21 protein-coding genes are annotated in these 24,453 nt (G+C 66.2%); 9 read left to right on the top strand and 12 right to left on the bottom strand.

Annotated features, from left to right (window positions below):
• Positions 1-10: 10 nt before the first annotated feature.
• The 5 genes from dnaN to HNR09_RS07200 form a co-directional block, all read right to left on the bottom strand.
• Positions 11-1,138, bottom strand: coding sequence for a DNA polymerase III subunit beta (gene dnaN / locus HNR09_RS07220; protein ID WP_179541422.1), 1,128 nt, complete (start codon positions 1,136-1,138; stop codon positions 11-13).
• Between the two features lie 782 nt (positions 1,139-1,920).
• Complete coding sequence (gene dnaA / locus HNR09_RS07215) at positions 1,921-3,513, bottom strand: chromosomal replication initiator protein DnaA (RefSeq protein ID WP_343047475.1); 1,593 nt, start codon at positions 3,511-3,513, stop codon at positions 1,921-1,923.
• Positions 3,514-3,922: 409 nt separating this feature from the next.
• Positions 3,923-5,575: an ABC transporter permease gene (locus tag HNR09_RS07210; protein ID WP_179541421.1), complete on the bottom strand. Its 1,653-nt coding sequence runs from the start codon at positions 5,573-5,575 to the stop codon at positions 3,923-3,925.
• A gap of 6 nt (positions 5,576-5,581) precedes the next feature.
• Entirely contained in the window at positions 5,582-6,514 is a 933-nt protein-coding gene (locus HNR09_RS07205; RefSeq protein WP_179541420.1) for an ABC transporter ATP-binding protein, read from the bottom strand.
• A 31-nt stretch (positions 6,515-6,545) separates the two neighbouring features.
• A complete protein-coding gene (locus HNR09_RS07200; protein WP_179541419.1) occupies positions 6,546-7,364 on the bottom strand; it encodes a TetR/AcrR family transcriptional regulator in 819 nt (272 codons plus the stop codon).
• A 412-nt stretch (positions 7,365-7,776) separates the two neighbouring features.
• Between HNR09_RS07200 and rpmH the strand changes: the two genes are divergently transcribed.
• The 8 genes from rpmH (at position 7,777) to HNR09_RS07160 (ending at position 14,793) form a co-directional block, all read left to right on the top strand.
• Positions 7,777-7,914, top strand: a complete 138-nt coding sequence (rpmH, locus tag HNR09_RS07195) for a 50S ribosomal protein L34 (protein WP_179541418.1) — start codon at positions 7,777-7,779, stop codon at positions 7,912-7,914.
• A 184-nt stretch (positions 7,915-8,098) separates the two neighbouring features.
• A complete protein-coding gene (gene rnpA / locus HNR09_RS07190; RefSeq protein ID WP_179541417.1) occupies positions 8,099-8,512 on the top strand; it encodes a ribonuclease P protein component in 414 nt (137 codons plus the stop codon).
• 115 nt (positions 8,513-8,627) lie between these two features.
• Positions 8,628-9,020, top strand: a complete 393-nt coding sequence (yidD, locus tag HNR09_RS07185; protein WP_218882072.1) for a membrane protein insertion efficiency factor YidD — start codon at positions 8,628-8,630, stop codon at positions 9,018-9,020.
• A gap of 30 nt (positions 9,021-9,050) precedes the next feature.
• Complete coding sequence (gene yidC / locus HNR09_RS07180) at positions 9,051-10,022, top strand: membrane protein insertase YidC (protein ID WP_179541416.1); 972 nt, start codon at positions 9,051-9,053, stop codon at positions 10,020-10,022.
• Positions 10,019-10,642 (top strand): Jag family protein, encoded by a 624-nt coding sequence (locus tag HNR09_RS07175; RefSeq protein WP_179541415.1) that lies wholly within the window; start codon positions 10,019-10,021, stop codon positions 10,640-10,642. The genes yidC and HNR09_RS07175 overlap by 4 nt, the downstream gene beginning before the upstream one ends.
• A gap of 58 nt (positions 10,643-10,700) precedes the next feature.
• Positions 10,701-11,420 carry a 16S rRNA (guanine(527)-N(7))-methyltransferase RsmG gene (gene rsmG, locus HNR09_RS07170; protein WP_179541414.1) on the top strand — a complete coding sequence of 240 codons (720 nt, stop codon included), beginning with the start codon at positions 10,701-10,703 and terminating at the stop codon, positions 11,418-11,420.
• A 269-nt stretch (positions 11,421-11,689) separates the two neighbouring features.
• Complete coding sequence (locus HNR09_RS07165; RefSeq protein ID WP_179543075.1) at positions 11,690-12,583, top strand: ParA family protein; 894 nt, start codon at positions 11,690-11,692, stop codon at positions 12,581-12,583.
• 1,388 nt (positions 12,584-13,971) lie between these two features.
• Entirely contained in the window at positions 13,972-14,793 is an 822-nt protein-coding gene (locus HNR09_RS07160) for a ParB/RepB/Spo0J family partition protein (RefSeq protein WP_343047474.1), read from the top strand.
• A 123-nt stretch (positions 14,794-14,916) separates the two neighbouring features.
• On the opposite strand, the gene trxA is transcribed toward HNR09_RS07160, so the two are convergent.
• From trxA to HNR09_RS07125, 7 genes are all read right to left on the bottom strand, one after another.
• Entirely contained in the window at positions 14,917-15,243 is a 327-nt protein-coding gene (gene trxA / locus HNR09_RS07155; protein WP_179541413.1) for a thioredoxin, read from the bottom strand.
• A gap of 40 nt (positions 15,244-15,283) precedes the next feature.
• On the bottom strand, positions 15,284-16,288 hold the full coding sequence (gene trxB, locus HNR09_RS07150; RefSeq protein ID WP_343047473.1) for a thioredoxin-disulfide reductase: 1,005 nt from the start codon (positions 16,286-16,288) through the stop codon (positions 15,284-15,286).
• A 165-nt stretch (positions 16,289-16,453) separates the two neighbouring features.
• Positions 16,454-18,364, bottom strand: coding sequence for a hypothetical protein (locus HNR09_RS07145; RefSeq protein WP_179541411.1), 1,911 nt, complete (start codon positions 18,362-18,364; stop codon positions 16,454-16,456).
• A 116-nt stretch (positions 18,365-18,480) separates the two neighbouring features.
• On the bottom strand, positions 18,481-20,220 hold the full coding sequence (gene murJ / locus HNR09_RS07140) for a murein biosynthesis integral membrane protein MurJ (RefSeq protein ID WP_246348753.1): 1,740 nt from the start codon (positions 20,218-20,220) through the stop codon (positions 18,481-18,483).
• Between the two features lie 9 nt (positions 20,221-20,229).
• Complete coding sequence (locus HNR09_RS07135; RefSeq protein WP_425488281.1) at positions 20,230-20,775, bottom strand: NUDIX hydrolase; 546 nt, start codon at positions 20,773-20,775, stop codon at positions 20,230-20,232.
• Positions 20,776-20,902: 127 nt separating this feature from the next.
• A complete protein-coding gene (locus HNR09_RS07130; protein WP_179541410.1) occupies positions 20,903-22,579 on the bottom strand; it encodes a BCCT family transporter in 1,677 nt (558 codons plus the stop codon).
• A 57-nt stretch (positions 22,580-22,636) separates the two neighbouring features.
• On the bottom strand, positions 22,637-23,575 hold the full coding sequence (locus HNR09_RS07125; protein ID WP_179541409.1) for a flavin reductase: 939 nt from the start codon (positions 23,573-23,575) through the stop codon (positions 22,637-22,639).
• Positions 23,576-23,718: 143 nt separating this feature from the next.
• Between HNR09_RS07125 and HNR09_RS07120 the strand changes: the two genes are divergently transcribed.
• Positions 23,719-24,402 (top strand): GntR family transcriptional regulator, encoded by a 684-nt coding sequence (locus tag HNR09_RS07120; protein WP_179541408.1) that lies wholly within the window; start codon positions 23,719-23,721, stop codon positions 24,400-24,402.
• The last annotated feature ends 51 nt before the right edge of the window (positions 24,403-24,453 follow it).

The raw sequence follows: 24,453 nt of genomic DNA, 5'->3' as shown, positions 1-24,453 counted from the left end.
TGCTCGCGGGCTACTGGTTGATGAGCCGGACCGGCATCAACAGGTAGCGGAAATCGGTGGAGTTCTCCCCGTCAGGAGTCTCCTGGCCGGTGATCATCGCGGGCTTGGGTGCCGAGACGAAGGAGAACCGCAGGTACTCGGTGTCGATGACGTTCAGGCCCTCATTGAGGTAGCTGGGGTTGAACCCGACAGTGATGGGCTCCCCGGTCAGCTCAGCGGAGATGACCTCGGAAGCCGCTGCCGCGTCGTCCGCACCGGCGTCGAGGATGACCTCCCCGGCTTCGGTGAACTGCAGCCGGACATGTGAGTTGCGTTCCGCGACCAGCGACACGCGGCGGGAGGCTTCGATGAGCTCCGCAGTGCGTACGACCGCATGGATCGGCGTCTCCTCGGGGAAAAGCTGACGGATCTTGGGGTAGTCGCCGTCGACGAGCACGCTGGTGGAGCGTCGTCCGCCGGAGGTGAACCCGACGAGCTCGGTGTTCTCACCCAGCGCGATGGAGAGTTCACCGGATCCGGCCAGGGACTTCGCGACGTCGCTGAGCGTCTTGGCCTTGATGAGCGCAGAGGTGGAAATGTCAGGGTGGGCAGGAGCCCAGGTGATCTCCCGCATGGCCAGCCGGTATCGGTCGGTGGCCAGGAAGGTCACGGTGTCGCCCTCGAACTCCACCTTCACCCCGGTGAGGATCGGCAGCGTGTCGTCCTTGGAGGCCGCGGTGATGACCTGGGACACCGCGCGGGCGAAAGCGGCGCCGTCGACAGTCCCGGCCAGCTCAGGCAGCGCAGGGAGCTCCGGGTACTCGTCCACGGGCATGGTGGCGAGGGTGAAGCGGGAGGACCGGCAGGTCACCACGGCCTTGGCGTCCACCAGTTCGATGGTGACAGGAGCGTCCGGGAGGGCTTTGACGATGTCATTGAGCATCCGCCCGGAGACGAGGACGGTGCCCTGCTCCTCCACATCGGCTTCGACGTGCAGTTGTGCGGAGATCTCGTGATCGAAGCTGGAGATCGACACGGTCTGGTCCTCAGTGCTGATCAGCAGGCCCGAGAGGACGGGTGCAGGAGGTCGAGGGGAGAGGGAACGAGCAGTCCAGGAGACAGCTTCGGTGAGGACGTCACGCTCCGCAGTGAACTTCACTGATCTCCGCCTTTCGGTGCTGCTGGGGATGACCAGCCGTGGGAGGTCGGTCCTCTCAGGACGCTTGGAGCGTTCATCGAGTGGATGTCAAGCATCACGGCTGCTGTGTCGAAAGTCGAGCTTACCTGCTGGTCCGGTCTTCATGCCACCGGGCTGACCACGATATGTGCCGATCAGGACGACGTTCGGACCCATATCTTGTGCACGGCGTGTTCTGGGACCTTCACGAAGCGGGTGGTTCTGCTGGTCCTGCGGCACAGGGCTGTGATGTGAGTGCTGATGTGGTGGCTGATCTCGGAGCCCTCGGGGTCGGCGTCGTCCGGCACACGGTGCGGCGCATCGCCCTGTAGAGGTTCTTTGTTTTCCTAGTGGTGGAGTGGAGCAGTGTTAACAACAGTTGTGGATTCTGTGGATAAGTCACTGCTTGGGCCTCGCCGGGCGGATCTCGCTGTGCAGTCTCCCGTGCAGTGTCACCGCTTGTGCTGTGGGCGGGTGGTGGAGATCAAGAGGGTGCCTGATCACGATCTCCGCAGGACAGGGCGGTCTGTCCCCAGGGTGGAGGCAGTTCTGCACCGATCTCTCCACTGGGTTATCCACAGGTGTGGGCAGGGTGGTGGAGAAACTCCACCGGTGCCTGTGGATATGTGGGAAAAACTGTGGAGGACGAGATCTGCTCCGGCGATGCATCCCGCTGATCCAGGGGAACTACACGCGTGTGAGATGTGCATGAACTCGTTCTCCACACCCGTGGACCACGGGCTTGACAGCGAGGTCTCAGCGGGTCAGCGCTGCTGCTTGATCTTGTTGGTCAGCTCAGTGACCTGGTTGAAGACCGCACGACGCTCCGCCATCAGCTCACGGATCTTGCGCTCCGCGTAGATCACGGTGGTGTGGTCCCGGCCGCCCAGGGCCTGGCCGATCTTCGGCAGCGACATCTCGGTCAGCTCGCGCAGCAGGTACATGGCGATCTGCCGGGCCGTCACCAGCGTGCGGTTGCGTGACTTGGACATCAGGTCCTCCACGGTGAAGCTGTAGTACTCCGCAGTGGCATTGATGATCTGTTCGGCGGTGATCTCCTGGACGTGGTCATCAGAGATCAGATCCCGCATCACCTGCTCGGCCAGAGGAAGGTCCACGGGCTGCTTGTTCAGCGAGGCATAGGCGGTGACGCGGATCAGCGCACCCTCGAGCTCACGGATGTTGGTGGAGATCTTCGAGGCGATGTACTCCAGCACGTCGTCCGGGCAGGAGAAGTTCTCCGCCGTGGCCTTCTTCCGCAGGATCGCGATCCGCGTCTCGAGGTCCGGCGGCTGGATGTCGGTGATCAGGCCCCATTCGAAGCGGGAGCGGAGCCGCTCCTCGAATCCGGAGAGCCGCTTGGGCGGCAGGTCGGAGGTGATCACGACCTGCTTGTTGTTGTTGTAGAGGGTGTTGAACGTGTGGAAGAACTCCTCCACCGTGCGTTCCTTGTCCGCGAGGAACTGGATGTCGTCCAGAAGCAGGACGTCCACGTTGCGGTAGAGGTGCTTGAAGCTGGCGCCCTCGTCGTCACGGATCGAGTTGATGAAGTCATTGGTGAACTCCTCGGAGTTCACGTACCGGACCCGGATCCCGCTGTAGAGCCGCTGGGCGTAGTGTCCGATCGCATGGAGCAGGTGGGTCTTGCCCAGACCGGAGTCCCCGTAGATGAACAGCGGGTTGTAGGCCTTCGCCGGGGCCTCGGCGACCGCATTCGCCGCGGCATGGGCGAACCTGTTGGAGGACCCGATGACGAAGGTGTCGAAGGTGTAGCGCGGATTCAGCCGGGAGGTCTCGAAGATCTCACTGGCCCGCACCCCGGAGGGGGCGGGAGGGATGGTGCCGTTGTCGGCCAGGCCCGAGGGCGGCACAGGCATCTCGGCGGCGGGGGCACGCGGCGGTCCTGCCGCACCGCGTCCCGGCAGGTCCTGGCCCGCGTGGACCCGCGGCGCTCCGAAGGCCTGGCCGGGCCCAGGGTAGACGTCGTCGACGGCGGTGGAGGAGGCTGAGGCGGCTGAGGGGGCGGACGTCTGCTCCGTCGGGGGCGAGGTCTCGGAGGACTCGGCCTTCTGTCGAGCGGCCAGGCCGGGGTCGATCACATAGGCGCAGAGGATGTCACGGCCGAAGACGGTTCGCAGCGCTTCGCTGAGCTGGTGCTGCAGGGTGGACTGCATCAGTTCGCGCACCCGCTCATGGGGCACCGCGAGCAGCAGGGTGTCGCCGATGAGCTGGTCCCCCTGGGGGACGGCACGGCCGACGTCGGTCAGCTTCAGTCCGGTGATGCCGTGGTGCTCGCGGAGCTCCGTGAGCACCTGCTGCCATTTGACCGGCACGTTGACTTCCGAGTCGGCAGACACGCTGCTCCTCCCTGCGACGATGATCAGTGGTGCCGGGACGTCGTCGCAGACGCCGTCCCTGTGCCCCTCGACTGTATCGCGCACACTTGTGGATTTCTCCGTCCGCCATATGGAGAGGCTGTGCAGTCGGTGTGCACACCACCGGGGAGTGACACGTCGGCATCCCGGCCGGGGCTGGCGTCGATCCGCGTGCGCGGCTGCTCCTGCCGTCGGTCGGCAGCGGCGGCAGATTCCGCGGGATGACAGGGGACGACGGCGTCTCCTACCAAGTCATGCCGGGCTGAGGGGGTGGCGCTTGCCGAGCACCGCACCTGAGCATCCACAGGATGCGGATCCGGACTCCCTCCTGTGGAGCGTCGGATCCACGTCCTGTGGACAGTGCTGTGGATATGTGGAGAACGGTGGCCGCTCAGACGCGGTTGATCTCACGACTGCGCCAGCCGGCCATTCCCACCACGATCCCGGTCACCCCGATGCCGGTGAGCCAGAGGATCGGAGCCAGCGTCGGGTCCTCGACCGGATAGGCGGCCAGGTGCCCGAAGGGGTTCAGGTTCAGCACCGCCTGAGGCAGGTCCAGGAGCGGGCCGAAGTTCGTGGCGATGCCGGCGAAGGCGATGAGCACCCAGCCCACGGTCCCGCCGGCTCGAGGCAACCACCCGAAGAGCGCGACGACGAGGCCCACCACGGCGAGCACCGCCGGAAGCTGGTGGAGACTCCCCAGGAGCAGCACCCCGAAGTGACCGGCGTCGCCCAGCGCGGCGGAGGCCGAGATGGCCGTGCCCAGCCCGACCAGCAGCAGCATCGCGACCAGTCCGCTCAGCAGGACCGCCAGGTGGGATCCGAGCCAGCGCGACCGGCTCAACGGCAGGGAGAGCGCGAACTCTGCGCGGCCCTGGACCTCTTCACTTCGCAGAAGCTGCACTCCGCTGACCCCTGCGGCGGCGACGAACAGAGCCAGGAACAGTGACATGTAGGCCAGATAGCCCAGCACCATGTCGTCTCCGCTCATGATCATCGCGATCTCCTCAGGGAGGCCGTCGGCGGCGTCGACCATCGACTGGGCGTAGCCGCCGAACATCAGGGCGGCCAGGACCAGCGCGATCGTCCAGCCGCGCAGCACGCCCTGGAGGCCGCGGCCGGCCATCCCCGCGGCCGTCCCCAGGGAGGGACGTGCGGCTGCCCGCCCCATGCGAGAGGGGACCAGGCTGGCGCCGACGTCTCGCCGGGTGCTCAGCCAGAAGCCCAGCGTCACCAGGGAAGCGGCGAAGCTCAGCGGGAGCAGCAGCGGCCACCACCGGTCCTCCACGTAGGGAGCGGTCTGCTGGGCCCAGCCCAGCGGGGAGAACCAGGACAACGTGCTGCCCCCCTGTTCGGCCATGTCCCCGCCCATGCGGATCAGGTAGGCCAGTCCCAGCACCGCCCCGGCCATCGCTGAGGCGCCTCGGGACGATTCGCTGAGCTGGGCGGTCGTCGCGGCCACCCCCATGAACAGCAGCCCGACGCAGAACCCTCCGGCGGCGACGAGCGCAGATCCGCCCGATGCGTAGCCGGCGATCGGGCCGGAGGCCACCCAGACGAGCACCGCGACGACGAGGTTCGCCCCCGTCGTGAGGAGCAGAGCGGCGGTCAGCGTCGCATGACGGCCCACCACGTTGGCGCGCATCAGTTCGGCCCGGCCCGTCTGCTCCTCCAGCCTGGTGTGCCGGATCATGAGGAAGAAGCTCATCAGTGCGATGAGGATGTAGAGGAACAGCACGTACCCGGCGGAGAAGAACCGCTCGAACGTCGGCTCCTCCATGCCGTAGGCCGGACCGGTCATCAGCCGACCCACCGGATCGTTGAACAGCACGACCAGGTGGGCGAGCTCGGTCTCATCCTCGGCGATGAGCTGGATGGCGTTGGCGAAGTACATCGCCAGAAGTCCGCAGGCGAGCACCCATATGCTCAGCCGGATCCTGTCCCGGCGCAGCATGAACCGCAGCATGGCCCCGGTTCGGGCCAGTGGAGCGACCTCGGCTGCACCCCCTGAGGGGGCGGTGGGGGAGAGCGTCTCAGCAGTCATCGCGGCTCACTCCTTCCCTGCGCCGTCGGCCATGCCTCGCACCGCGAGCTCATCGCCGTAGTGGCGCATCAGCAGCTGCTCGAGCGTGGGCGGGTGGGCGACCAGAGACCGGACGCCCAGCGGGGTCAGCTGGTGCATGAGGTCTTCGACGCGTTCTCCGTCGACCTCGAAGATCACCCTCTCCCCCTCGTGGCGGAAGTCATGCACCCCTGCCAACCCGGCCAGCTCGGCGGCGGGGTGGAAGGTCTCCACCTCGATGGTGGTGCGGGTCATATGGCGCAGCTCCGAGAGGGTCCCGGACTCGACGACGGACCCTGCCCGAATGATCGAGATCCGATCCGAGAGGGCCTCCACCTGGGCGAGGATGTGGCTGGAGAGCAGCACGGAGCGTCCGTTCCGGGTGACCTCCTTGATGGTCTCCTGGAAGACGACCTCCATGAGCGGATCCAGGCCGGCGGTGGGTTCGTCGAGCAGCAGGAGGTCCACGTCGGAGGCCAGCGCCGAGATCAGCGCCACCTTCTGCCGGTTCCCCTTGGAATACGTGCGGGTCTTCTTCCGCGGGTCCAGGTCGAACCGTTCGATCAGCTGATCCCTGCGCGTCTTCGACCAGCTGCCGCGCAGTCGCAGGAACATGTCGATGACCTCGCCTCCGGTGAGATTCGGCCACAGCTCGACGTCGCCCGGCACGTAGGCCAGATGCCGGTGCAGCTGGACGGCGTGTCTCCAGGGATCGCGGCCGAACACCTCGACCGACCCGGAGTCGATGCGCAGGAGCCCCAGCAGCACGCGCATGGTGGTGGACTTCCCGGCGCCGTTCGGGCCGAGGAACCCGTGGACCTCTCCCGGAGCGATGGTGAGGTCGAGCTCGTCCAGAGCGCACACGGAGCCGAATCGTTTGACGAGCTTGTCGGTGCGGATGACCGGTCGGGTCTCATTCATGAGGGTGGTCCTTTCCTTCCGGCCCTGCGGGTCACGCGGGGCGGGGATCAGGGGGCCGGCGGGTGGGGCCGGCGTCATCGTCGGGGGTGGGATCGTCGGGGGTGGGATCGACGTCGTCGTCGGACTCCTGGGGTAGGAGCCCGGCGATCAGCTCGTCGTAGACGTCGGTGTCCATGAGCGGCTGGGTATGGAGCTCCAGCACGGCTGCCATGTAGGCGCCGAGCTTCTCCGGGGGGTCCTCCAGAGGGCTGGCACCGAGCAGACGCTTCATCTGCCGGTGCAGCATCAGCGCACCGAATCCCTGCAGCAGGAGCACGACCGCCCGGTGACGGCGGTTGGCACTGGGAGTCACCAGGCCGATCCGCTCGGCGTCGGCCATGTAGTCCAGGGTGTCCTCCACCAGTCGGTCGAAGAGCGCGTCGGTGTGCTCCCCTCCGGTGAGGAAGGCCTGCAGGAGATACCGGACCAGCGGGCGGGACGTCTGGACGGCCTCCAGGACGTAGTTCCGGGGGAGCGGACTGGCGGACCGCGCCACCGCATCCGACTTATAGGCGTGATAGAGGTCCGCCACCCGCGCGTCGCAGGCTGTACGCAGACCGTCCTTCGATCCGAAGTGATGGATCACCAGCGGGGCGGAGACCTCCGCGCGGACGGCGATCTGCTTCAGGCTGGTGGACTCGAACCCCTGCTGTCCGAAGAGGTCGATGGCCGCGTCGAGGATGCGCTCTGCGCCGGATGCCGGATCTTCGGGCGGCGAGGTGTTGCCGGCGCCGGTGATGTTGTGGGTGGAGGCCGCGGCCCGAGGGTCGTGCCCTGTGCCTCTCCCGTTCGCCTGTGCTGGTCCGGCCATGGTCTCTCTCGCTTTCCAGGCTGCCTCTGATGACGAAGCTGAACGCTCATTCAGCCGTTGTGGAGCAGGCTAACTTAACGTTCATTCAGCGCACAAGGGGCCGAGTCCGGAGGGCGGCTGTGGAGAAGTCTGGGAGGGCGCCCGGGTTCTGCACAGGTTTATTCACAGCAGTGGATAAGTGGTGTAGAGTACGGCCCCGGCTGCCGAGCGATGGAGGCGGCGACTTGACGACGCGCCGAGTCGGCATCTAGTGTTGACAGGTCGCTCTCCGGGCGCATGCCCTCTGGCGTGCCCTGACGAGCGAGAGACTGACTCAGGTGAACGGGGATGATGCCATCGCCCCGCCGCACACGGAGCCGACCAGACGGTTCGGACTCCACCCCGACTTCGAACCATCCAGTGGGAGTACACAGTGAGCAAGCGGACTTTCCAGCCGAGCAACCGCCGTCGCAGCCGCAAGCACGGCTTCCGTTCTCGTATGCGGACCCGCGCCGGTCGTTCCATCATCTCGACCCGTCGCAGCCGAGGCCGCAAGGAACTCTCGGCCTGAACCACGCCAGCCGAGCCGGATGACGGTTCGGGGCAGTGCACTGGAGACAGGCGCTGCCGCACCCACGGCCCGTCCCGATCGAGGGTACGGGCCGTTCGTGCATCTGCGGCTCCCGCGGGGGCGCGTGGGGCACCTCGAGCCTGGCCATCAGCGTCAGCCCGAACGACCGGAGGACTTCGCGAGCATGCTTCCCCGCCGGCACCGTGTCACCGCGCCGACGGACTTCCGAGCCGTCACGCGCTCCGGGTCCCGGGCCGGTGGCTCTGCCGTGGTCATCTCGGTGAGGCTCGTCGCCGACGCCGGGGCGGCTGACGCGGATCAGGTGCCCTGGCGGTGTGGCTTCATCGTCTCCAAGGCCGTGGGCAACGCGGTGGTGCGCCATCGGACCCAGCGTCGGCTGCGGCACATCCTCTGGGACGTCATGCGGGAAGACTCCATGACGATTCCGGAGGGGGTCCGGCTCGACGTCGTCGTCCGCGCCCTGCCCGCAGCCCCTGAGGCTGCCCACGACGAGCTCGTGGCTCAGCTGCGCTCCACCCTGGTCCGCGCCGCGCGGAAGGAACTGCGACGGCGGGACGGGGGGCCGCGTGCGCAGTGACCAGCGTGGGCTCTGGGTCAGGCATGCGGACTTCTATGTCCCCGACGGGGAGACGCCCGGCATCCCAGGCCGCCAGCCCGATGTCGAGGAACTCCGCCGCCAGCACTGGGGGCCGCTGCGACGGTCCCCCTCAGCGATCCTCACCGCCCTGCTGAAGGCTTACCGCAAGGTGATCTCCCCGCTGTACGGGCAGGTCTGCAGCTACTATCCCAGCTGCTCGGCCTACGGGCTGGAGGCGGTGACCGTCCACGGGGCGGTCCGTGGCTCCGTGTTCACGGCCTGGCGGATCCTGCGCTGCAACCCCTTCACCGGCGGCGGAGTCGACCATGTGCCCGTGGGGCGCAGGATTTGGCCAGGAGGGTCAGCACCGTCGATCATAGAGACAAACCATCCGCCGATACCCCTGGACCACGACTGCGCCCATGACGTCGGGCGCTCACCGAGCGATGCAGAGGCGCCCGCAGCGCACGGTGACAGTGCGCGTCCAGCAGACCCCGAGCAGCGCTGACCATGCTCGGCACGACGACTTGAGAGACATATGGGCTTCTTCGACACACTGATGACCCCGTTCACCTGGGCGGTCTCATTCATCCTGAGCATGTTCCACACGGGGCTCACCTTCCTGGGGCTCGATCCGCAGTCCGGCTGGAACTGGACGATCTCGATCATCCTGCTGGTGATCGTCATCCGTGTGATCCTGATCCCGCTGTTCGTGCGGCAGATCAAGTCCCAGCGTGGGATGCAGATCATCCAGCCTGAGGTGCAGAAGCTCCAGGCCAAGTACAAGGGCAAGAAGGATCCTGTCTCCCGGCAGGCCATGGCTCAGGAGCAGCAGGCGCTGTTCAAGAAGCACAAGGTCAACCCCTTCATGACCTGCCTGCCGCTGCTGGCGCAGATGCCGATCTTCTTCGCGCTGTTCTGGATGCTGAACCGCATGCGGCAGGAGCAGTATCAGCAGGAGGGCTACGGCGCGCTGAGCGCCGGTGAGGTCCAGAGCTTCGACGGGTCCGAGCTGCTCGGCGTCGGGATGTCGGACATCTTCCTCCCCTCCTTCCAGTCGGACCCCACGCAGTGGAACGTCGTGATCATGACCTCGATCATGATCGTGGCGATGGTGCTCACGCAGTTCTTCACCCAGAAGCAGCTGATGAGCAAGAACATGTCTGAGGCCGCCCTGCAGGGGCAGTTTGCCCAGACCCAGAAGATGATGCTGTACATGCTGCCGCTCGTGTTCGTCATCGGCGGTGTGAACTTCCCCGTGGGTGTGCTGATCTACTGGACCGCCACGAACTTCTGGACGATGGGCCAGCAGTGGTGGGTCATCCGCAACAACCCGACGCCCGGCTCGCTGGCTGAGAAGGAGCTCAACCTCCGCCGCGCCGCGAAGGGTCTGCCGCCCGTCAACGAGAAGCCCCAGTCCACGACGGAGGACAAGCCCAAGCCGACCGGCGAGCACCGCGGTCAGCAGGCGCAGCCCTCCAAGAAGAAGAAGAGGAAGAAGAAACGATGAGCCAGACGCAGACCGAGCACCCCATGGAATCTGAGGGCCCCGAGCCCGAGGAGTCCCAGGAGGGCGCCCCGGCCGTTCCGGAGACCGCTGACTCCGGGGACACCGTGCAGGAGGCGGAGGTGCAGGACGACGCCGCCGAGGACGACGACGCGCCGAGTGCGGACACCGACGAGGGCGACATCGCGGCCGACTACCTCGAGGAGCTTCTGGACATCGTCGACCTCGACGGCGACATCGACATCGAGATCCGGGGGGAACGCACCTTCATCTCGATCGTCGCCGAAGAGGGCGGTGACGAGCTGCAGGACCTGGTCGGCCCCAAGGGCGAGGTCCTCGACGCCCTGCAGGAGCTGTCGCGGCTCGCGGTGCTGACGGCTACGGGTGACCGGACACGACTCGTGCTGGACATCGCCGGGCACCGGGAGCTTCGCCAGACCGAGCTCAAGCAGCAGGCCGATGACGCCATCGCCCAGGTGCGCGACCACGGCGAAGAGGTCCATCTCGAGCCGATGAGCGCCTATGAGCGCAAGATCGTGCATGACTTCGTGGCCGAGGCGGGTCTCGTCAGTGAGTCCGAAGGCGAGGGCAAGCGTCGCCATGTGGTGATCGCCGCCTCCTGAACGAATCCGGGGAGACGTGTGATCATCCAGCCAGCCGGCCGAGACCAGAGGACAGATCATGAGCGGACAGCAGGACGAGGACCAGCACGACGAGCACGGCAAGGATCTGCTGGGCGAGCACGAGGAGGCGCAGGAGCCCCTGGAGGCACCTGAGCTGACGGCCGCGGAGCGCCGTGCGGCCGAGATCCTCTTCGGGGACAGGCTGCCCCTGGCGGAACGCTTTGTGGAGCATCTGTGCAGCACAGGCGTGGAGCACGGGCTGCTGGGCCCCCGGGAGATTCCGCGCATGTGGTCGCGGCACGTGCTGAACTGTGCGGTGCTGGGTCCCGAGCTGCCTGCCGGAGGGACTGTGGCCGACGTCGGATCCGGGGCAGGACTGCCCGGGATCGCACTGGCTCTGGCGCGCCCTGATGTGGAGTTCCAGCTCATCGAGCCGATGGAACGACGCATCCATTGGATGGACATGGTCGTGAAGGACCTGGGGCTGCAGAACGTGGAGCTGATCAGAGCCCGTGCGGAGGAGGTCACCGATGAGGTGATGGCCGACGTCGTCACCGCACGAGCCGTGTCAGCACTGAAGAAGCTTCTTCCCCTGACAGCTCCCCTGCTGGCCGATGACGGCGAGCTGCTCCTGCTGAAGGGCCGCAGCGTGGACCAGGAGATCACTGCGGCCCGCAAGGCCTTCTCGACGCATCGCCTGGGCCGGCCACAGGTCCTCCACCTCGGCGAAGGTCTGCTTGAAGAGACCACGACGGTCATGCGCTGCCCGCGCCGCTGACCTTCCGCGGCTGGCCGGACAGAGACCGCACCCGCTTCTCAGCGTCCTTGTCCTCGACCTCACGTCGAAGTTGCGAATGCTCGGAGTCAGGGCCGTGTCCTAGACTGCTGGGGGTGCCTTCGGCAGAGGCTGGGGGCCGACGAGCAACGGATCCTTTGGAGGGATGACCTGTGGCGAGCCACGAGAACACACGCGGCCGGGGCGCATCCACCGGCGAGGCTGCCCAACAGGCTGCCGAGACCGCGCGGGGTTCGTCGATCCTCGACGGCATGGACGCCTCGTCCCCGTTGGCTGCAGAGCTCGCCGATGAACGTCGTCGTCGCCAGGTGCTCTCCGAGAAGGAGCTGGAGCGCCCGGCCACGACACGAACGATCACGGTGTCGAACCAGAAGGGCGGGGTGGGCAAGACGACCACCACTGTGAACCTCGCCGCTGCCTTGGCCAGTCAGGGGTTCCACGTCCTGGTCATCGACATCGACCCGCAGGGCAATGCGTCGACAGCCCTGGGCGTGCAGCATTCTGCCGACACGGACTCCATCTACGACGTGCTGATCGATGACCTCAGCTTTGCGGATGTCGTGGCTGACTGCCCGGACATCGAGAGGCTGCAGGTGATCCCTGCCACTATTCATCTGGCGGGTGCCGAGATCGAGCTGGTGTCCCTGGTGGCTCGGGAGCAGCGTCTGCAGCGGGCGGTCGAGGAGTACCACCGGTACCGGGAGGAGCACGGCCTGGAACGACTGGACTATGTGTTCGTCGACTGTCCGCCGAGTTTGGGCCTGCTGACCGTCAATGCCTTTGTCGCCGCTCGAGAAGTGTTGATCCCCATCCAGTGCGAGTACTACGCGCTGGAGGGGCTGAGTCAGTTGTTGAACAATATCCAGATGATCCAGAAGCACCTGAATCCGCCGTTGACGGTTTCCACCATCCTGCTGACGATGTATGACGGGCGGACCCGGCTGGCTGCTCAGGTGGCCGAGGAAGTCCGAGAGCATTTCCCAGAGGCTGTCCTGGATGCGCTGATCCCCCGCAACGTCCGGATCTCGGAGGCGCCGTCGTATCAGCAGAGCGTGATCTCCTATGACCGCTCCTCTACTGGTGCTCTCGCCTATCTCGAGGCGGCGGCGGAGATTGTCACGCGGGGCGGCCCGACTGACGTCTGAGGCCGGTGCCGGTTTGTGACCACGAAGGGCATCAGGGGGATCGATCCGATGGGATCGGTCCCCCTTCGTCATGGGTGCTGGAATCGACGCGCTTGGGAGCTCGTGAATGGTGTTTCACGTGGAACTGCGCTGCGAGCTTCGCGTGCCCTCGGGTTTATCGTAGACGGCCTCCCGCATCCGATGGATGAGCGTATGCAACTAAGGCGGATCTCCCGTTGGCAGATGGCTCCCCTGCTCGGAAGTCTCTGCGGAGTGCGGTGTTCCACGTGAAACCTCCGGACTGTCGCAGGTCCCGATGCTGACAGGTGCGGTACTCCTCGACCGAGGGATGCTGAAGGAGGGCACACAGGGCCTCCTGGTTCCACGTGAAACGCTCATGATTCTGCTCATCTGCGACCGTGCGCCGAATGCAACTGCGGTCTGGGAGCCGACGATCCCGTGTGTCCAGCGTTTCATGTGAAACACGGAACCTGGTGCGATTCACTCGGCTCCGTCATCCGGGCCGTCGTTCCACGTGAAACGCAGGGTCGCCAGTGAAGGAGGTGAATTTCCCGTTGAACCGTAGAATGGACACCGGTTCAGACGCCGGTACGGTCTCGGCGGTTCAAGGAAGGTGACCTGATATGGCAGAACGTAGGCGACGTGGTCTGGGACGTGGGCTTGGGGCCCTCATCAACAGCGATGCCCAAGGAGACGAAGCATCCGGCGCGACCGCTCATGCCGTCGCCGACGATGTTTCACGTGAAGCGGAGGCTGATGTCGCCGCCCAGGAGGCAGATGGCACCGAACGTCATGGCTCGGTCACGCATGAACAGGAGAATGACGGCCTGGCGGAGGAGCCGGTTCCGGAGATTTCGACAGAGGATGTCGGACCAGGTCCAGCGTCGAATGGCCACGGCACAGCAGATCAGGGACTGAACTCCCCAGATGAGCTGGATCCCGAGCCAGTGCCCCATGAGGACTCGCTAGAGCCTGACTCCCCGACCGACGCCGTCGAGGAACCCACTGAGGAGATCGGCAGGGACAGCACGCACCAGCGTGATCCTGAGAATGGGATCGAGAGGGCTGAGCGACCGATCGACGTGTTCTTCTCCGCGAAGTCCCATCTCGGGACTCAGCGTGTTTCACGTGGAACTCGGCAGAGCGCGAGAACGACGACGAGTCGGCGCAGCGCGGGCGGCCGGGCTCAGATGCCGGATCTGCTGAGTGAGCGTCCATCGGTGCGAAGCGCTGGATCTGCGTCCTCCCCGCTCGACAGTGCTGAAGGGGCAGCGCAGGACACGTCCGCCCCCGCAGCAACGGAACCCGAGGCGCCTCTTTCTGAGCCGGAGACATCAGATCCGCAGGCCTGGACTGACGTGGTCTCGGGCGGTGGCAACACTTCCAGTGTGGAGGGTGCAGAGTTCCGGTCGATCCCGGTGGATGCGATCCAGCCCAATCCGCGGCAGCCGCGCACGGAGTTCGACGAAGACGACATGGCTGAGCTGATCCACTCGGTCCGTGAGATCGGCGTGCTGCAGCCTGTCGTGGTCCGGGAAGTGGACGAGGGACAGTACGAGCTCGTGATGGGTGAACGGCGCTGGCGTGCCACCAAGGCCTCCCGCCGCCGCGAGATTCCGGCCATCGTGCGCTTCACCGCGGATGACAACCTCCTGAGGGACGCACTGCTGGAGAACATTCATCGCTCCCAGCTCAACCCGCTGGAGGAAGCCGCCGCCTATCGGCAGCTCCTGGATGACTTCAACTGCACGCAGGATGAGCTCGCCTCGCGGATCGGTCGATCCAGGCCGCAGATCAGCAACACCCTGCGGCTCATGAAGCTGCCCCCGGCAGTCCAACGACGCGTGGCTGCAGGAGTTCTGAGCTCCGGCCATGCCCGTGCCCTTCTGGGTCTGTCCACTCCTGAGGAGATGGAAGAGCTCGCCAAGCGCATCGTGGCCGAGGGGCTGTCCGTCCGAGCGACCGAGGAAGCCGTGACCCTGGCCCACCAAGGCGCCAGCAATGGCGTTTCACGTGGAACGAATCGGCTCCCCTCGACGGCCAGGTATCAGCAGCTGGACGAATACGCCGAAGCGCTGACGGATCGTCTGGACACCCAGGTGAAGATCACCCTGGGCGCGAAGAAGGGCCGCATCGCCATCGATTTCGGATCGATCGAGGACCTCCACCGATTGATGGAGATCATCGGGGAGCAGCAGCGCGTCAGCTGATCCAGAGGGATCCTCCCACCGAAGCGCGCACACACAGAAGGGCCCTGACAACCTTGAGAGGTTGTCAGGGCCCTTCTGTGTCAGGTTGGCAGCGCCCGCCGACGTGCGGCGGTTGCGGCAGGTTCAGGCCAGGAAGTCGGAGAACTCTGACTCCAAGGCCTGCTTGGGCTTCGCCCCGATCGAGGAGATGACGTGCTCGCCGCCCTTGAAGCCGTAGATGGCCGGAATGGACGTGATGCCGAACTTCGCCGCGATGGCAGGGTTCTCATCGACGTTCACCTTCACGACCTCGATCTTGTCCTCGTTCTCCGAGGCGAGCTCCTCGAGAACCGGGCTGACCATGCGGCAGGGGCCACACCATTCTGCCCAGAAGTCGACGATCACGGGCTTGTCGGCCTGCAGGACGTCCTGGTCGAAGCTCGCATCGGTGACACTCTTCAGATCTGCCATGGTGTCTGTCCTTTCCTTCGGTGGTTGAGGGGTCTGGGAGTCAGGAGGCGGAGTGGGCCGCAGCACCGACCAGACCAGCCGCACCGGCAGTGCCGGCGTCTGCCTCGTCGGCGAGCCAGTGCTCCACGTCCAAGGCCGCGACGCAGCCCGAGCCCGCGGCGGTGACGGCCTGCCGGTAGGTGGGGTCGAGCACATCGCCGGCGGCGAAGACTCCGGGAAGAGTGGTTCGCGAGCTGCGGGCGTCGACCTGCACGGTTCCGTCCGCGGTGAGCTGCAGCTGGTCCTTGAACAGCTCGACGCGAGGGTCATGACCAATGGCCACGAACAGACCTGTCACATCCATGGAGGACTCCGAGCCGTCCACGGTGTTGCGCAGCGAGATACCGGTCAGCTTGCCGTCGCCGAGGACCTCCGTGACCTCCGTGTTCCAGAGGAAGTCGATCTTCTCGTTGGCCTCGGCCCGATCAGCCATGATCTTCGAGGCACGCAGTGAGTCCCGGCGGTGGACCACGGTGACCTTGGAGGCGAACTTCGTGAGGAACAGGGCCTCCTCCATCGCGGAGTCGCCGCCGCCGACCACGGCGATGTGCTGCTCACGGAAGAAGAAGCCGTCACAGGTGGCGCACCAGGAGACGCCGTGTCCGGAGAGCGCCTTCTCGCCGGGCACGCCCAGCTCGCGATAGGCGGAGCCGGTGGCGAGGATGACGGCGCGGGCGTGCAGCACCTCACCGGAGCCGATGGTGATCTCCTTGATCGGCTGGTCCAGAGCGAGCTCGGTGGCGTCCTCGCGGCGGATGTCGGCACCGAAGCGCGCGGCCTGCTCCTCCATCTTCATCATCAGCTCTGGGCCCATGATGCCCTCGGGGAACCCGGGGAAGTTCTCGACGTCGGTGGTGTTCATCAGCTCGCCACCAGTGGTGACTGAGCCGGCCAGCATCACCGGATTCAGGTTGGCTCGGGCGGTGTAGACCGCGGCGGTGAAGCCGGCCGGGCCGGAGCCCACGATAACCACATCATGGACCTGGTCGGGAGTCTGTTCAGTCACGTCTGCTGTGTCCTTCTCGTCGAGAGGCCTCCGGCGCGTGGTGCCGGAGGCTGGCATCGGTTCCAAGGTGTGAAACCACCCGGGGGGCATGAAAATTCCGCACGACGGCGGTAGGCAGATGCTCCGGCGGCGTCTCAGAGCGCTCAGCGCCTCAGGACAAGGTGCTCACTCCAGGGTGATCTGGGCGAGCTGCAGGCCATAGGGGAGATCAGGGTTGTCCGGCTCCAGGCGTTCAGGGAGAGCGGTCGTGTTGATGATGAGGTACTGGCCCTCCGCCTGCTCGTCGAGCTCCACGGTGGTCTCGTTCCAGTTCCAGGTCCCCGAACCGACCTCTTCAGCCCCCTCGAGCTCCGGAGAGTCGTTGACCAGCACCTGGAAGGACCCACCCTCCACCTCGCCTTCCTGGGTGAGCGTCACCGCAGACACCGAGGATGACTCCTCGAGCTCCACCACCAAGGCGAACTCGGAGGCGAGGCCGCCGAACTCGGCGGAGCCGAACAGGAAGGAGCTCCACGTCGTCGTGGTGTCGCCGTCGAAGGTGTTGGGCAGCTGGCCGTCGGTGTCCTCGTTCAGGCCCGGGCTGTCCGGCACGAGCCGGGAGACCGAGCTGATCTCCGGGGTCACCTCGTCCGGGGTCTCGTCAGCATCCTCGGGATCCTCCGGAGCCTCTGCGTCCTCCCCGGTGTCGTCCCCCTCTGCCTCAGTGGTCTCCTCCGGCTCGGTGGTCTCCTCATCCTCTGCCACGGGCGGGGAGTCATCGCCGCCGCGCAGGGCGACGAAGGCGAACACCGCAGCCACCAGCACCACCGCGGCCAGCACGGCCACACCGATCCAGCGGCCCGCGCCCGAGCGCTCCTGCGCGGGAGCGGGATCTGCTGCCGGAGCCGCTGCCGGAGTCTCGGCCGGAACGTGCTCAGCCGCATCGGGTGCGTCGCCCTCCTGGCCGGCCACCGGCCCCGGGAAGGCGCTGCGACGATCGGAGGAGACCGCGGAGATCAGGCCAGTGAAGCTGGGATTCTCCGTCGGGGACGGCTGCCCTGCGGCGGCCGCGCCGGAAGCCAGTTCAGAGTCCGTCGAGCCGGACCCCGCGGCGGAGGTGGTCCCGTAGCCCGCGATCGGCTCGTCCGGCGGGTCGTCGACGACCTCTTCGCCGTCGTCGTGACTGTGGTCCTGGTCAGCGGGCTGCCCCATCGGCGCGGCGGCGGGGCCCACCGTGATGCCGACCGGCTGCAGCCGGCCGGTGGTGTCGGCGGCGACGCCGAACTCCTCCTCGGCATCAGCCTCCGGACGCGGGTCCACGAGCTCCATGTCGGCCTGCAGGGTGAGAGTCTCGCCCTGGCCGGGCTCCGCCGCATCGGCGAGCGAGTCGTCGGTGGCCCTGGGCAGGCTCGGGGAACCGGCGCTGTGTGCGGCCGCCGCACCCGAGTACACAGCGCCCGAGGCGCTGGCGGAGCCGAAGGAGGCCACGTCGTCCGAGGGCTCTGCGGCAGGAGCCCCGGACGGTCCTTGCGGCAGCCGGTCCGCATCACGGTGGGTGCCCAGGCGGCGGTTCAGCGTCTCGGAGACCTTGCCCAGGAAGGCCGGACGACGTCGGCGGGCCTGTGGTCCGGTCTCCTCAGACTCCTGGTCCTCCGCACCGGGCGCGACGCCTTGAAGGCCGGCGTAGTACTCCGCGTCGTCGTGGAACGTCTCGGGCTCCATCACCCGGGACTGCCCGAAGAGCTCCGAACCCAGGGAATCCGTGAAGAACGGTTCCACGTAGGGGGCAGAGTCCGGGACCACGAGGTCCAGCAGATCATTGGGGTGGGTCTGCGTGGAGATCAGGTAGGTGCGGTCCTCCGCCAGCCCCAGATCCAGGACCTGCACCTCGGAGCTGCGCTCTCCGGTGGCCAGCTCCTTCGCAGAGGTCGCCACCTGCTTGGCGTTCTGCGTGGAGGCCAGCAGGATGCTCACCTCGCGGTTCAGCACCTGGTCGATGCCCTGGAAGACGATGTCCTGATCCGCAGAGGTCACCACATGGTGCGTGATGCGGTAGCGACCTCCCACCACATCGCCGATGCCGAAAGGCTGGGCCACGTATCCTCCTGCTGACTGATGCTCGGGGCGAGCTGTCCACTGGGACGCCGGTGTCCGGGACGGGTGTCGCCAGGGGCGCACCGACGTCCGGACGATGGCGTCCGTTCGGGGTCAGCCTACCGGCTCAGACGAGCCAGGGCCGGGATTCTGCGGGCCAGCGGGGCCATGACGTCGTCGAACTCACGGACGCGCATCACCTTGAGCATCATCACGAACACCACGCCCATGACGGCGCCCACCACGGTGCAGGTGATCAGCGCGGTCAGGATCGACTGCCAGGCGAAGCCCCAGGAGTACCCGCCCAGGAGCCACAGCACGGACGCGCCGGTCAGTCCGGCGACGACGGCGGCCCAGCCCGAGCGGGCGTAGGCGGCCACGACGGAGGCGAAACCGAAGCTGCCCCAGCGGCGGACCACCCACACGTGGCACAGCACGTACTGCACGACGTGGAAGAGGGAGAAGAGCCCGATCACCAGGAACGGCAGCGTCTCGTTGGGCAGCACCAGGGCGCCGCCGTAGGCGCAGGCCAGGCACAGGGCGGCGATGATGGTGTGCACCAGCATCGGGGTGCGCGCATCCTCCGCCGAGTAGAAGACGCGCATCAGATAGAAGTTCGCAGAGCGGAACGGCATGCCCAGGGCCAGCAGGATCAGCAGCTGGCCGATCGCGGCCCCGGAGAGGTGCGCCGTCTCCGCCGAGCCGCCGAAGAGCCTCCCGAGCGGTCCCGCCAGCACGATGACCGCGACCATGGAGAACATCACCGGGATCGCGAACATCCGCAGACCCTCGTTGATGATCTCCCTGGCACGTCCGAGCCGGCCCAGGTCCATGGAGCGCGCCAGCTGGTTGAACAGCACCGTGGCCAGCGAGAGCACGAAGACCGAATGCGGGAGCACGGTGATCAGCTGGGCCGTGTTGGCTGCGTATTCGCCGGGGATGGAGGCGCCGCCGTCGGCCATCTGCTCACGACTTGCGGTGGCACCGGAGATCAGCCGCATGTAGAGCAGATTGGCGATGTTGCTGATCAGCATGGTCGCCAGCGTCCAGGCCGCGATCTGCCCGGTGGAGCGCAGCCCCATTCCCTTCCAGCCGAACTTCGGGCGGATCGGGAATCCGATCTTCATCAGCGGCCAGATCAGAATCGCCGCCTGGGCGATGATGCCTACGGTGTGGCCGCCCGCCAGCCAGAGGGTCTGTTGGGTGGTCCACTCCGCGGCCTGATCGGTGCCGGAGGTGAAGCGGCCGAACATCACCAGGTAGCTGCCGATCACACCGATGGCGATGACGTTGTTCAGCACCGGGGCCCACATGTACCAGCCGAACTTCGCGTTGGCGTTGAGGATCTGCCCGATGACCGCGTAGAGCCCGTAGAAGAACACCTGCGGCAGCGTCCACAGGGCGAAGGCGGTGCCCAGCGCGAGCATCGGTTCGGTCCAGTCCTTGGTGAGGGCCACCATCAGCGGGTATGCCGCCAGGGTCAGCAGGATGGTGAACGCGCCGAGCACCAGCACGCAGAGCGTCAGAAGCCGTGAGGTGTAGTCGGAGCCCCTGTCCGGGCGTTTGGCGGCCTTGATGAGCTGCGGCACCAACACCACGTTGAACATGCCGCCGGCCAGCAGCATGTAGATCACGTTCGGGATGGTGTTGGCCTTCTCGAAGACGTCGGCCACCAGGGCCGTGGAGCCGATCGCCACGGCCAGCAGAGCAGTCCGGATGAAGCCGAGCATGCGCGAGACCATGGTCCCGGAGGCCATCAAGGCGCTGGCCCGCGCCATCCCGCCTTGTGGGATATGGGTGTCGGGGGGCTTGTCGCCGTCGTGCTGACGGCTGTCCTGGTCAGGGGAAGTATGCGACATCGGCGCTGACTATAACGTGTCCGCGATGACCTGCTTGGCAGCGGAGACGATGCGTCGCTCATTCGGGAAGGACAGCGTCCGCTCCAGATCGTCCATGTTGACCCAGGCGACGTCGACAGCCTCGTGGTCCGGATCGTTCTCGGTGGTGAGCTCCCCGCCCACGGCCTCGAGCAGGAAATGGTGCACCGTCTTGTGCACCCGGTGGGTGGGGACGGTGAACCAGTACTCGATGCTTCCCAGAGAGGTCAGGATGGCCCCGGCGATGCCGGTCTCCTCCTCCACCTCACGGATCGCGGCCTGCTCGTGGTCCTCGTCGTTCTCCGGGTGGCCCTTGGGCAGGCACCACTCGAGCCGTCCGCCCCGGTTGTATCGGGCGATGATGGCCACCTCGAAGCCCTGGGCGGCGGGCCTGATGACCACTCCGCCCGCGCTGACCTCCTCCACGGTGGGAAGGTGGCCGCCGCCGCGAGGCGGCTTGGGAACCGGCACGCGGCGTGATCCCATCGACACCGTCAACGGGGTCTGGGGTTCATCACCGGTCTCCGATCCGTTCATGATCACTACTCTAGCGTCGGTGGCAGGCTCCTCCTGTCGATCGTCCGGATGGGTGATCCGGGGGTGTCGGAGAGATCGCGCGTCGAGGACTGGTGCGAGTCTCAGGGACGACCGCGATCGTGGTGGCTCAGGAGTCCTCGCCATCCGGTCCGGCGGCCTTCCTCCCTGACACGTCTCCAGGTGTCGTGGACTGCTCGGCGGAACCACGCCGAGCCTGCTGCACGATGGCGATCTCGTGGGTCGACGTCGACATGGCCTCCATGAGCGGATCCCTCCGCAGCTGCATGACAGTGGCCACGGCGAGCGCCAGGATCACAAAGATGAAGGGAGCGGCGCTGAGGATGACTGTCGTCTGCAAGGCTTGGAGGCCTCCTGCGTAGAGGAGGACCGCGGCCACAGCTCCTGTGAGCACGCCCCATACCAGCAGCACTCTCCGGCGCGGCTGCATCGTCCCGTCTGAGGAGATCACCGAGAGCACATAGGTGTTCGAATCGGCGCCGGTCACGAAGTACAGCACCACCAGCACCACTGCGACGACCGAGGTGATGTGGGTCAGGGGGAGCTGATCGAGCAGGGTTAAGAACGCCAGGTTGACGTCCTTCGCGGCCGCTTCCCCGATGGCGGTCCCCTCATTGATGTCCATGTACATGGCGCTGCCGCCGAAGACCGTGAACCAGCCGGCGAACACCAACGCGGGGACCCCGAGCACCACGAAGACGAACTGCCTGATGGTCCGCCCCCGGGAGATGCGGGCCAGAAAGATCCCGACGAACGCGCCCCAGCTGATCCACCAGGCCATCATGAAGTAGGTCCACCACTGCATCCACTCCAGATCTGTCTCCGTCGCCGGCATCATCATGCTCAGCGCGGTGAAGTCGCTGATGTAGCTGCCGATCGAGCGCAGGAACATATGGATCAGGTAGGTGCCGGGGCCGGCGATGAACACGAAGATGAGGAGGGCCCCGGCCAGCACCATGGTGATCTCACTCAGGTGCCGGATCCCGCGGCTGATGCCTGAGACCGCCGACGCGGTGAACACGACCGTGACGATCGCGATGATGACGATCTGCGATGTCGTGGAGGTGATGTCGACGCCGGTGATCAGAGTCAGACCCTGGCTGATCTGGGCAGCTCCCAGTCCGAGCGACGTCGTGGTCCCGAAGAGGGTCGCGATGATCACCAGGACGTCGATGGCCTTGCCTGCTGCCCCGTCGACATGGCGTCCGAGCAGGGGTCTGAGGGCGGCGGAGACGAGACCTTTGTTGCCCAGCCGATAGGTCGAATAGCCGATGGCCAGCCCGAACAGGGCGAAGACCGCCCAGGCGTGGACTCCCCAGTCGAGGAATGTGAACCGCAGGGCGTCGACGACGGCGGCCTGCGTGCCCGGCTCGGACAGTCCATGCGGTGGCGTGAAGAGGTGCGAGATCGGCTGAGCAACCCCATAGGTGACCAGACCGATGCCCATCACGGCGCCCAGCAGCATCGCGATCCAGGCATACGTCGGATAATCGGGACGGGATCCGTCAGGCCCGAGCCGGATGCGCCCGAACCGCGTCACGGCCAGCACGAACAGCAGGACGATCAATGCCAGCGGAATCAGCAGCATCGACCACCCCGTGGTCTCGGTGACGAATGCGAGCGCCAGGCTCGAGGCCTCCCCGAGCTGGTCAGGCAGGAACGCCCCGACCAGGATGAACACCAGGATGAGGGTGACGGCGACGAAGAAGACGGCCCTCGAGGGTCGTCCCGGGGGCGGGGCGGGACTGCGCTGCTCCGGGGTGGAGGTGCTGGTGTCACGGGCCATGGTGCTCTCCGATTCTCTGGCTGTACGGGGTCTCGGCCGGCGGCTGCGGAGCGGAGATCAGATCTGGGTCAGGCCGTCGCTGTCGTAGAAGCGGCCGGCCTTGTAGAGCATGGGGTCGGCGTCGGTCACCTCGGCATGTCCGACTCGGCAGATGAACACGGTGTGCGTCTTCGCCTGGAAGCGGTCCCGGATCTCCGCCTCCAGCGAGGCCGGGGATCCATCGATGAGAGGGCTGCCTCCTGGAGCCGGATGCCAGGCGACCGAGGCGAACTTGTCCGGAGCCTTGGAGGCGAACGTCGCGATCGTCTCCCGCTGCTGCGTGCCGAGGATGTTGATCCCCAGGTGGGTTGCGGAGAACAGGGCAGGATACGTCGAGGAGCTCTTCTGGATGCAGACCAGGACCAGAGGCGGTTCCAGCGACACGGAGGCGTAGGCATTGACCGCCAGACCTCGTGGGCGTCCTTCGTCGTCCTGAGTGGTGACGACGGTGACACCCGTGACGAACTGCCGGTTGAAGGTCTTGAGCATCTCCGGGTCGGGGTCACCGCTGAGGTCATCGGTGCGGACGGGCTGGGCCGAGGAACCTGCGTCGCTGAGGTGGCGGATGCCGAGGGAATGCAGCATCTCCGTGCCGTCCCAGGTGACTTCTTCATGGATGATCTGGCCGCCGCGGAGGGTGATGAGGTTGGTTCCGTAGGTCTTCACGGTCCGTCCCGTGGCAGGCACGCCCAGGAAGGTCTCCGTGTGAGTTCCCACGGTGGACCAGAAGACGACGAACCGCTCCTCCTCGGCGACGATCGAGTCGATCGTCGTCTCGATGTCGGGGAAGCCTCGGCGGATGGTGAGGATCTCCTCCCCGAGTTCCTCCGCTGTGAGGCAGGTGCCCGAGGCGCGGCTGAGGCGCGTGTATCCCGGCGCCATGAGATCTGTGAGGGCCGAGACGTCCCCGTGCGTCCAGGCGAGCTTCCATGCGTGTTCAAGGTCATGTGTGGTCATCTGATGCATGCAACAGACAGTAAGTCAGGTCACATCGACCCGTCAATGAGTTCCGGCGGATCGGTAGATTTTCCGGGGATCCGCCAGAATTCGCCCTCAATTGAGGCTTGACCACTCAGCACCTCTCGAGCTATGTTGCATACATGACGGACCTCACATCACCTGGATCACCTGAGCTGGCGGACTCGACGTTGCTGGAGAAGGTGCGCGGACTCGTGGTCAGCGGAGTGCTTCCTCCGGGAGCCTCCGTATCCGAGATCTCACTCGCGAAGAGATTCGACGTGAGCAGGACTCCCATCCGCGAGACCCTCAAGCAGCTTCAGCTGGAAGGTCTCGTCGAGATTCGTTCCAAGGTCGGGACGTTCGTCCGGGAACCTACTCGCCGCGAGATCGTGGAGCTGTTCCAGCTCAAGGAGAGTCTGGAAGGGCTTGCGGCAGGACTCATGGCACGGCGGGGGCCAGTGCCTGAGCTCGACATCCTCGACAGGAACGTCGAGGAGTCGGATCGCGCCGGCGAGGCCCAGGACCCCGGGAGATACGCGGAGCTGGTGGATGAGTTCCACCGGACGATCATCTGCGGGGCAGACAGCCGCAAACTCCTTGAGCACTACGACCTGCTGATGAATCAGCTGGCCTTCCACCGGATGGTGCTCAGAACAGCAGAGCATCCGGGTCGAATCCGCGCCTCCACCGCCGAGCACCGTGCCGTGCTGGAGATGATCCGGGCCAAGGATCACTTCGCCGCGGAGTCTGCGATGCGCAATCACGTCTACGCCTCGGTCCGTGAGGTCCTCACCGACCCTCGCACCGCCACACAGGAGAACTGAGCTGCGCGTTCCGCCCAGCTGATCGCTCCTCCAGACTTCGCCGGTGCCGCC

It is taken from the genome of Nesterenkonia xinjiangensis, assembly GCF_013410745.1.
Lineage (GTDB): Bacteria > Actinomycetota > Actinomycetes > Actinomycetales > Micrococcaceae > Nesterenkonia > Nesterenkonia xinjiangensis.
Note: the sequence above shows the minus strand (reverse complement) of the source record. Positions and strands in the feature narration are given on the sequence as shown.